Genomic DNA, 9,620 nt, shown 5'->3' on the forward strand with positions numbered 1-9,620 from the left:
GAGCATTTTTTTAGTATTTTTCTTGAGAAGAATATTCACTTCGTGGCACTGTATCCATTTAGACCGGATTTTTATAAGAAAATGGGCTTTGGGTATGGACCAAAAATCTATCAATACTTAGTAGAGCCATTAAGCTTTCCTAAGGGGCCTACGAAAAAGCACCTAAAATATTTAACCATTGAAGATCAGCAACAGCTAATAGATTGCTATAACAGGGTTGCAGCTAAAAAGCATGGGATGTTTCTTAAAACAACATCTGAGGTATCCTTTATTTTTAAAAACATTGAAAATTATGTGATTGCGATGGAACAGCAAGGTACTGTACAGGGCTATATAGTCTTTTCGTTTAAAAAGCAAAGTGACGATAATTTTATGCTGAACAATTTGGTTATTAAAGAGTTCATCTATGAGACTCCACAAGCTTTATTAGAGCTTAGTACATTCTTAAACAGCCAGGCAGACCAGGTAAATAGGATTGAATGGAATACCCAAGAAGAAAATGTTCATTTCTTTCTAGGGGATGTTAGGAATGGTACAAATCAATTAATTCCAAGTGTCTATCATGCAAGTGCCATGTCAGGAGTTGGACTAATGTATCGTATTATTAATGTGAAGGGTTTTTTTGATGAGCTTAAGACGCGTAATTTTAACGGTGTCACCCTGACACTTAAATTGATCGTTATGGATTCCTTACTCGTTGAGAATAGCCAACAGCTCATTATTGAAGCCGTTAATGGTACCATTAACATTTTAGAAAGTGGTAGCTATGATGTTGAAGTAAGCATTGATGTAGCAGAGCTTTCTTCATTGATAATGGGTGTCGTAACAGTCCAAGAGCTCTTTATGCTTAGTCAAATAACGGTTAGCGATGAGCACTATTTACAGGTATTGCAGCATTTTTTCTTCGTCATTGAAAAGCCAACATGTTTATCGGCATTTTAAAAGACTCTCACGGTTTATTAATGTTCTTTTTCTATAAAAAGAGATGATCTCGAGGGTCTTTCAAGTGGTGTGATATTAATAATAAAGTAACTTATTATTAATATTAGAATAATTAAAGAATAAATTAACGTGTTCAAAGGATGATCGTGCTCTACAATAATTAAACGAATCATCGCTGTGATACCTATATATATAAAATAGCGAAGCGGGAAATGATAATCCTCTTTAAAATATTTAATAATCATTGTGATGAACTCAAAATATAAAAAGAAAATAAGAATATTGGCAAGGAATTGTTTATAATCGCCGCCTTCCTTGGCAAATAATAAAATTTTTAGAAATTCAATTAGCTCCTTAAAAAGTAAAAATGAAAGTATGAGAGCTAGTAATACAAGGCAGACATTGAGAAATAGCTGGAGAGATTTAGGCACAGCTTTAATGAGCTGTAAGTAAGTTGAGTTTTTTTGATTCATGTAATTCCTCCAATCGAATTCCTTATTAAACATTTCTAAATAATGAGGGAGCAACACATCATTATATGGCTATGCTTTGATACATTATGATATGAATATAACAATTTATCATTAATGTTTCTATTTGGTTTTGTAAAGTTTTGGTATATTTTCATGAAAGAAAGTTTTCAAAATAATTTAGTGGTATGCTAAAATAGATGTGCATGAATATAAAATTTAAAAGGGGTTTTTAAAATGGCAAAAGCTGCAAAAACTGATGCGAAAATTACACCAGAACGTTTAGAAGAAGCGTTAAATGTTCGTGACCGTCTAATTATTGAACTACTAGTACAAGTACTTGATGAAAAGTTAGTAATTGAGCGTCCTGTATTACGTGAGCGTCTAGGTAACCTTGTAGATCTTGCTGATCATGATGCAGAACTTAAGGAAACAATCCACGCTGTTATTAACAAACTATAATAATAAAAAGAATGCTACGGACTATGCGTAGCATTCTTTTTTATAAATTCATGTAAAGCGTTCTACTAAGTCATGCATACGCTCGGCCTCTGTATGAAGTTCCATAGAGGAGTTCATGATAGAGGTTACTGCTGACTTCTGTTCGTCAATAGAAGCATTAATTTGCTCGGTAGCTACACTGGCTATTTTAATAGCTTTCATCACAATAATCCGATTATCAGCTATTTCGTTCAACCCCTTATCGAGTGAGACAAGATGCTCCGAAATGTCGCGGATGAAGTCTGCGAGGAAAGTAAAAGCCCCCTTTACTTCACTAAATGACATCGCCTGACTTTGTGAAAGTTGCAGCGTGTGTATCATCTTTGCATCTGAATTAGCGGTATCACTTCAATATAGTTATATAATAGAAAATTCTGATAACGGATATAAGTTTATAAAGAATTATAAAAGAGGTAAGGTTCATAAAAAACCCCAATTAAGATGTTTGCTCTTAATTGGGGTTACGATTTATTAGTATACTTTATCACCGTTGAAGATAGAGTTCTTCACGATCACATAATCAACATTTCGAATAGCTTCTAGTTTTGTACCACCAGCATAGGAAATAGATGATTGTAAGTCTTGTTGCATTTCAATTAAAGTATCTTTGATGCTTCCTTTATGCTCAACATACATTTTCTTACCTTCGACATTTTTACGTTCGCCTTTTTGGAATTCAGAAGCAGAGCCAAAGTATTCTTTCACTGTTTTACCATCGATTTCGATTGTTTCACCTGGTGATTCTTCATGACCAGCAAATAGTGAACCAATCATCACCATTGAAGCACCGAAGCGTACAGATTTAGCGATATCTCCGTGTGTACGAATACCACCGTCAGCAATAATTGGCTTAGTAGCAGCCTTTGCACACCAACGTAATGCAGCTAATTGCCAGCCCCCTGTACCAAAGCCTGTTTTGATTTTAGTAATACAAACTTTCCCTGGTCCAATTCCTACTTTCGTTGCGTCTGCTCCAGCATTTTCGAGTTCGCGTACTGCCTCAGGTGTTCCAACGTTACCAGCAATGACGAAGCTGCTTGGTAGGTGTTTCTTAATATGTTGAATCATACGAATAACAGCATTTGAATGACCATGTGCAATATCAATTGTAATAAAATCAGGTACTAATTGGGCAGCTGCTAATTCTTCAATAAAAGTATACTCTTCTTCTTTTACACCAACGCTTATGGAAGCGATTAAGCCATCACCTTGCATTTCTTGAATGAAGTTTTTACGTTTTTCTGGTTGGAAGCGATGCATGATATAAAAGTAACCGTTTTCAGCTAGCTTCTTAGCAAGACTTTCGTCGATAATTGTTTGCATATTTGCAGGTACTACAGGAAGTTTAAAAGTATGTCCTCCTAAAGTAACAGAAGTATCACATTCTGAACGACTTTCTACAATACATTTTGCGGGAATTAGTTGAATATCCTCATAGTCAAATACGTTATCCATTATATACACTCCTAAAATACGAATATTTTTAAAGATTTAATTTAAATTGTTCGCCATTTGGTAATTTACATGATTTTTGAGTAAATGTCAAAGCTTTTGTGAAAATAAATAAAAAATTTAAAATTAAATGTAGTAAAATTTTTGGGTAAATGAATTTTTCATTTATAATTTGTGTTCTGATTTGTAATCCATGTACAATAGAATTGTTTCAAAAAATGACAAGGGAGTGTTGGAAATGGCAGTAGAGGTATATTTAATTTTTAATGGGAATTGTCGAGAAGCTGTTACGTTTTATGAAGATGTTTTTAATACGGACAAGGCTGAAATTATGACGTTTGGAGATTCACCCCAAAATCCTGATTATCCCTTACCAGAGGAAGCGAAGGATCTTGTTATGCATACAAGACTTTCTGTATTTGGTAGTAGAATTATGTTCTCAGATACATTTCCGGGCTCACCGTTCTCAGTTGGGAATAATGTCACGCTAGCGATTGTTTCCGATGATGAAGAACAAATGCGAAAAGCGTTTGACAAGCTTAAAGATGGTGGAAAAGTGACAATGGAGTTACAAGAAACTTTTTGGAGTAAATGTTACGGCTCGCTTACTGATAAATTCGGCGTTGAATGGCAATTTAGCCATGAGGTAAATGAATAAATAGCGCAATTAAAAGCACGATGATCCTGGGTTTTACCCAACGATCATCGTGCTGTTTCATTAGTAATTAAAACGATTTACATAGCCCTGTAATTCATCAGCCATATCGAGTAACGTTTTAGCTGAAGAAGCAATCTCCTGCATGGAAGATAATGTTTGCTCCGTTGATGCTGCCACTTCTTCAGAGGCAGCAGCATTAAGTTTTGCATGGTCTGACAGTTCAATCGCTGTTGCTGACACTTCTTCCACCACCGCAGACATCTCCTGTGCTGATGCAGAAATATCCTCCATTTTCGGTGCCATCTCTCGAAGACTTTCAACGATACTTGTAAATTTCTTTTTTGTATCCTTGGATAACTGTAGACCTTCTTGGACATCTGAGGAAGCTTTCATCATTGTTTGAACAGATTTAGCCGTATCCTGTTGAATACCTGTAATAAGCGCAGAAATTTGTTCCGCTGATTGATGGGATTGCTCTGCTAATTTTCGAACTTCATCTGCCACGACTGCAAAGCCTTTGCCGTGTTCTCCTGCTCGTGCTGCTTCAATAGCAGCATTTAGAGCTAGTAAATTGGTTTGGTCAGAAATAGCACTGATCATTTCTAAAATTGAACCGATTTCTTTAGTGCGGTCATAAAGAGTTTTAATCATTCTATCCGATTGTGTAACAGATTCATGAATATAATTCATTTGTTGTACAGTTTGTTCGACAGATTGGCCTCCTTCTTCAGCTAGTTGAATGGCTTGACTGGATAGGTCTGAAACTTGGAGTGCGCTATCAGCAACTTCGACAACCCCTTTAGCAATTTCCTCAACTGAAATAGCGTTTTGGTCAATGCTGGTTGTTTGCTTCTCAGTACTCATAGCAACCTGTTGCATAGCTTCTGTTACCTGTTCCGATGCTGCAATATTTTGCTCAGCATTTGCAGAAAGACTTTGGGCAGAATTTTGAACCTGTTGTGAGCTTTGGTCAACATTACGAATTAGCTTTTTTAGGCTAACTTTCATCGAGACAAATGCTTCACCGAGTTGTCCTATTTCATCTTTAGAATGAATGTCAATAAACTCTGTTAAATCACCATCACTAATTTTTAAGGCACTTTGTTTAAGTTTATTAATCGGGTTGACAACCGATTTAATCATGAAGAGCATAAACAAAACGCCAACTAAAATTGAAACTACAATAATGATTAAGTTAATCTTCAATGTGGAGGTAGCAGCCTTTGCAGCCTCTGCAGTAAACATTGTACCAATTACCTTCCAACCAGTTAGTTCATTGGTCATAAACTGCATATGACGGTCCTTTTCAACAATAGATCCGCTTTCTTGTTCATAAATTTTTGTAATATAGCTTTCTGCTGCCTCGGTACCACTTTCTTTATCTGGCTGGGCAATATAAATTTTATTGTTATCTAAAAGGGAAGCAAAGCCAGTCTCTCCAATGCGAATATTATTCGTTATGTCACTTAGTGTCGAAATATTTAAATCTAGTCCTAATACGCCAGAGCCATCTGGTAATGCTTGAGTGATTGTAATAACGATGTCACCTGTAGATTGGGTTACATATGGAGCTGTAATAGAAACCCCGCCATTACTATCTAAAGCCTGTGTATACCAAGGCCGTGTACGTGGATCAAAGCCATCAGGATAGTCTTGAGCAGGCTCGTCCAATAGTTTGCCATCAGAAGTACCAATATAAATCAATTCTACTTCAGGGTGCATATTAACGTATTCATTTAGTAATGATTTAAGTTTTGGAACATTTTCATCTTGAAAGAAGGATTTATTAAATTTCTTTGAAAAATATTGTACATCCTCTAATTTTGGTTTAATCATGTTCGTAATGTTGGTATTAAGAATACGTACACTTTCAGTTGCACTTGCTTGTTGTTCTTCTGAAATCTGCTTTTCAGCACTTTGGTAGGAAACAATTCCAATTAACAGTGTTGGGATGAGAAGCATTGCTAAAAACGAGAAAATAAGCTTTTTTCTTAAACTTAGTTGTTTCACTTGTATTATCCTCACATAATTTTTTTGTTCTATACTTTTCCCTAGAAGGTAAATAATTCTCATTCTATCAGAAAAAAAAGAAAAGTTAAGTACTTTAGATTAATTATTTGTGAGTAATATATATGACTATCAATTATTCGAAATTTCTCAAAATTAAATATTGTTAGAAGCTATATAAAGGTCAAGATTGATGTATACTAATCTCAAAAGAGGAGGGAGGAATATCATGATTCATCAAATTGGACAGGTAATGCTCTATGTTAATGATCAAGATGTAGCGGTAAAGTTTTGGACTGAAAAAGTAGGATTTGTTGTCGTTGCTCAACAGGAAGAAGCTGGGATGCGCTGGATAGAAATTGCCCCAACGAAGGAAGCTCAAACATCCTTTGTATTGCACAATAAAGAAATTATCGCTAAAATGCAGCCAGAACTAAATTTAGGAACACCTTCCATTATGTTTTACGCCGATAAAATTGAAGAAATGTACCAAGACTTTCAAGCAAAGGGCATTAAGGTAGGGGATCTAGTAATGATGCCAATGGGTAGAGTTTTTAATTTTGCAGACCCTGAAAATAACTATTTTGCTTTAGTTGAAAAACAAGTATAAATACCAATATCTGCTCGTTTTTGTTAGATTATTGCATTAAAACGAGCAGATTTACTTTTTATCTTATTTAATAGAGATAGTCTCTATGATAAATCCTCTCCAAAAATAGATACTGTTTGTCGGTCTATTATAAATTCACGACCATTCCATTTTAAAATATTTTCTACATAACCTAATCCGTCAGCATGATATCTACCGGCAATTTCTTGATATCCTAAAATTTCATATGTCCCATCTCGATCATAATCAACGGGATATAGTCCACTAAAAGGATCTACCCAGCCTTCAATTGGTTGCTTTAAAGTGCCATCTGGATTATAGATTTCTGCTAAGTAGTCTGTACCCTTATACTGTAAATCGATGGTGTATCGTTTAGCAGGATTCGAACTTTGAACAACAGCCTTGTAGTGATCAACATAACGGACACTATATTTTAGTTTGTTATTGAAAGACTCTGCATCAAAAATAGAAAGTATTTGGTTGTTGATCGAGGCAAATATCTCGCCATTAATTATACCTCCACTACCTCCTGTATCGGAGATTACAAAAATATCCTCAATATGATTACCAGTAAAATCGCCTAAGAAAAGGGTTGGGTTATAGCCTATATTTTGTTTCAGTGGAATTTGTTCCATTTGTCTTGTTTGACCATAAAAAATAGCGAGTGTTATATCTTTCCATAAGGGACTATCAGGCTGTTTAGTGCCCATTAAAAAAATGGTTTCAAAAAAGCCATCACCATTAATATCACCAAACTTAGTTTGAATTACTTGTGGAGCGAAATAGGATAAGGTGCCACCATTTTGTGGCGAAGTGAAGTTGTTCGTCATGTATACACCTCTTTCATTAGTCTTAGCATATGTTGTAAACAAAGCTTGGTGCATAAATAAAAGGGTAAAGTTGAATCATTTTAATTCATATTAAACTAACAAAAAAACTTGTATATTACCCATTGACATTTTTAAATGTGAAAAGTATTATAAGTGTCAACGAATCTGAAAATTCAGTACCTAATAGCATCTCCCTACAATAAGTAGGCAGAGATTTTTTTTCACTAATAATTCTTAGTAAATTTATATGATTTATATTAATTGAACGGAATACTCCTCCTCTAGAGAGGAAGATGATTCATTTCACTGGGTGCTCAATCAAGTAAACCCTTCGGAAGTATCGGATTTGAAGGGGAGCTTTTCGAGCAAGCCCCAAAAAAATCTAGATACAAATATGCCGAGGTGTAATTGATATATTGTGGGAAGAAGGAGATATACTTGAAAAATTTATTTGTAAAAACAGAGCGACAACGATTTTGGTTAGAGCAACTCGCAGCTATTGCAGAGCCGATCAAGTCCAAGGCTGTTGAGGTGGATGAACAATCTCGTTTCCCTTTCGAGGCGTATCGATTACTTTTGCAAATGGGCTACCCGCAGCTTACTTTACCGAAGCAATATGGCGGAGAAGGTCTATCAGTCTATGATATGGTGCTTGTGCAAGAAACGTTAGCAAGCTATGACGAAAACGCATCTCTATCCCTTGGGTGGACATTAGGCGTTGTCGGTGAAATATATGAAACGAAGTTATGGACTGAGAATTTATTAACAGCGTTTGCTGAAGAAATAAAGGGAGGTGCCATCATTAATAGAGCTGTTAGTGAGGCAGCAACGGGAAGTCCAACGCGTGGTGGTCGACCTGGAACAACCGCTGTTTCTACAAAAGATGGCTGGCTATTAAATGGACGCAAGATCTTTACGACTGCATCTCCAGTACTCGATTATTTTCTAACTTCAGCTTGGATTGAAGAAAAGCAACAAATTGGGTTTTTCCTCATTCATAAAGATTCGAAAGGGTTATCCATTGAAGAAAATTGGGAAATGTCTGCAATGCGAGGCACAAGTAGCCATGATCTTGTGTTAAAAGATGTCGTTGTAGCAAAGGAGCATTTAGTTGAGTTACCAAGTCATCCTAGTAGCGGTAAGATAAACGGCTGGATACTCCATATTCCAGCTACCTATTTAGGTATTGCACAAGCTGCCCGTGATTATGCCATTCATTTTGCTAATCATCATCAGCCCAATAGCTTGAATGCTCCGATTAGTACGTTACCAAATGTACAACAGCTTTTAGGAGATATTGAATTAAAGCTCCATCAAGCACGCTTTGTCCTGTATGGGGTGGCTGAAGCCTACGATGATCCAGCTAGACGCGGACTTATCACAAATGAAATGGCTGTGGCTAAACATACAGTTACAAATCTGGCTATTGAAATAGTGGATAAGGCAATGCGAGTAGTTGGAGCAAAAAGCTTACAGCTGACAAATCCATTACAACGCTACTATCGCAACGTTCGTGCAGGACTTCATAATCCGCCAATGGATGATATGACGATTATTAAATTAGCGACTGCTGCAATCGAACAAAAGAAGCTATCTGAAAGTTAATGAAAATTTACATGAGGAATAAGGAGAAATGACATATGAAGAAAAATAAAATTTTTCAACTTGCTGCGGTTGGTTTGGCTTCTATAGCACTTTTAACAGCTTGTAATTCTGGAGAATCAGCTGAAAAGGATTCAGGCGATGGTGATAAGGTTCGTACGGTTAAGGTTGCCTATGATCAAGCATCAAAGCCGATTAGTTATATTGACGATAATGGGAATCCTACAGGTTATGATGTAGAAGTAATGAAATTAGTAGATGAATTATTGCCGGACTATCAATTCGAATATGTAGGCACAACGAGTGATGATTTATTGATTGGTGTAGAGCAAGGGAAATATCAAGTAGGGGTGAAAAATGCCTTCTTTACGCAAGAGCGAACAGAGAAATTTATTTTCCCGAAGGAGTTTTTAGGGTTAAGTAGTGCAGGTCTAGTTTTACGTAAAGAGGATGAAGGTGTGAAAACATTAGCTGATTTTGCGAAAAAGGGCTATTCGTTAGCACCGATTGCTGCTAATAACGCTCAATATACAATTATTGATGAATAC

11 protein-coding genes are annotated in these 9,620 nt (G+C 36.0%); 6 read left to right on the top strand and 5 right to left on the bottom strand.

The genetic code is table 11. From position 1 onward, the window contains the following. Positions 1–942: GNAT family N-acetyltransferase (locus tag RT445_RS20025; RefSeq protein ID WP_313471398.1), on the top strand; the 942-nt coding region annotated here is incomplete at its 5' end. A gap of 17 nt (positions 943–959) precedes the next feature. Here the strand turns inward: RT445_RS20025 and psiE are convergent. Further along, positions 960–1,415 carry a phosphate-starvation-inducible protein PsiE gene (gene psiE, locus RT445_RS20030; RefSeq protein WP_274795025.1) on the bottom strand — a complete coding sequence of 152 codons (456 nt, stop codon included), beginning with the start codon at positions 1,413–1,415 and terminating at the stop codon, positions 960–962. Between the two features lie 234 nt (positions 1,416–1,649). Here psiE and RT445_RS20035 point away from each other — a divergent pair, with 234 nt between their 5' ends. Further along, the gene (locus RT445_RS20035) at positions 1,650–1,874 is read left to right on the top strand and encodes a hypothetical protein (RefSeq protein ID WP_004233486.1); all 225 of its coding nucleotides are present in this window, start codon (positions 1,650–1,652) and stop codon (positions 1,872–1,874) included. Positions 1,875–1,922: 48 nt separating this feature from the next. Here RT445_RS20035 and RT445_RS20040 read toward each other — a convergent pair whose 3' ends face one another. Continuing rightward, positions 1,923–2,234: a hypothetical protein gene (locus tag RT445_RS20040; protein ID WP_312506384.1), complete on the bottom strand. Its 312-nt coding sequence runs from the start codon at positions 2,232–2,234 to the stop codon at positions 1,923–1,925. Between the two features lie 150 nt (positions 2,235–2,384). After that, on the bottom strand, positions 2,385–3,368 hold the full coding sequence (guaC, locus tag RT445_RS20045) for a GMP reductase (protein ID WP_274795023.1): 984 nt from the start codon (positions 3,366–3,368) through the stop codon (positions 2,385–2,387). Between the two features lie 235 nt (positions 3,369–3,603). On the opposite strand from guaC, the gene RT445_RS20050 reads away from it, so the two are divergent. Continuing rightward, positions 3,604–4,023 (top strand): VOC family protein, encoded by a 420-nt coding sequence (locus tag RT445_RS20050; protein ID WP_274795022.1) that lies wholly within the window; start codon positions 3,604–3,606, stop codon positions 4,021–4,023. Positions 4,024–4,083: 60 nt separating this feature from the next. Here the strand turns inward: RT445_RS20050 and RT445_RS20055 are convergent, their stop codons facing one another. Continuing rightward, positions 4,084–6,033 (bottom strand): methyl-accepting chemotaxis protein, encoded by a 1,950-nt coding sequence (locus tag RT445_RS20055; protein ID WP_313471399.1) that lies wholly within the window; start codon positions 6,031–6,033, stop codon positions 4,084–4,086. A gap of 226 nt (positions 6,034–6,259) precedes the next feature. On the opposite strand from RT445_RS20055, the gene RT445_RS20060 reads away from it, so the two are divergent. Further along, entirely contained in the window at positions 6,260–6,640 is a 381-nt protein-coding gene (locus RT445_RS20060) for a VOC family protein (RefSeq protein ID WP_313471400.1), read from the top strand. A gap of 83 nt (positions 6,641–6,723) precedes the next feature. On the opposite strand, the gene RT445_RS20065 is transcribed toward RT445_RS20060, so the two are convergent. Beyond that, complete coding sequence (locus RT445_RS20065; RefSeq protein ID WP_313471401.1) at positions 6,724–7,470, bottom strand: hypothetical protein; 747 nt, start codon at positions 7,468–7,470, stop codon at positions 6,724–6,726. Between the two features lie 438 nt (positions 7,471–7,908). Here RT445_RS20065 and RT445_RS20070 point away from each other — a divergent pair, with 438 nt between their 5' ends. Beyond that, positions 7,909–9,075 (top strand): acyl-CoA dehydrogenase family protein, encoded by a 1,167-nt coding sequence (locus tag RT445_RS20070; RefSeq protein WP_313471402.1) that lies wholly within the window; start codon positions 7,909–7,911, stop codon positions 9,073–9,075. A gap of 35 nt (positions 9,076–9,110) precedes the next feature. Continuing rightward, positions 9,111–9,620, top strand: a 510-nt coding sequence (locus RT445_RS20075) for a transporter substrate-binding domain-containing protein (protein WP_313471404.1), incomplete at its 3' end; no start/stop codon positions are given.

The sequence above is a fragment of the Lysinibacillus sp. genome, assembly GCF_032093475.1.
Lineage (GTDB): Bacteria > Bacillota > Bacilli > Bacillales_A > Planococcaceae > Lysinibacillus > Lysinibacillus irui.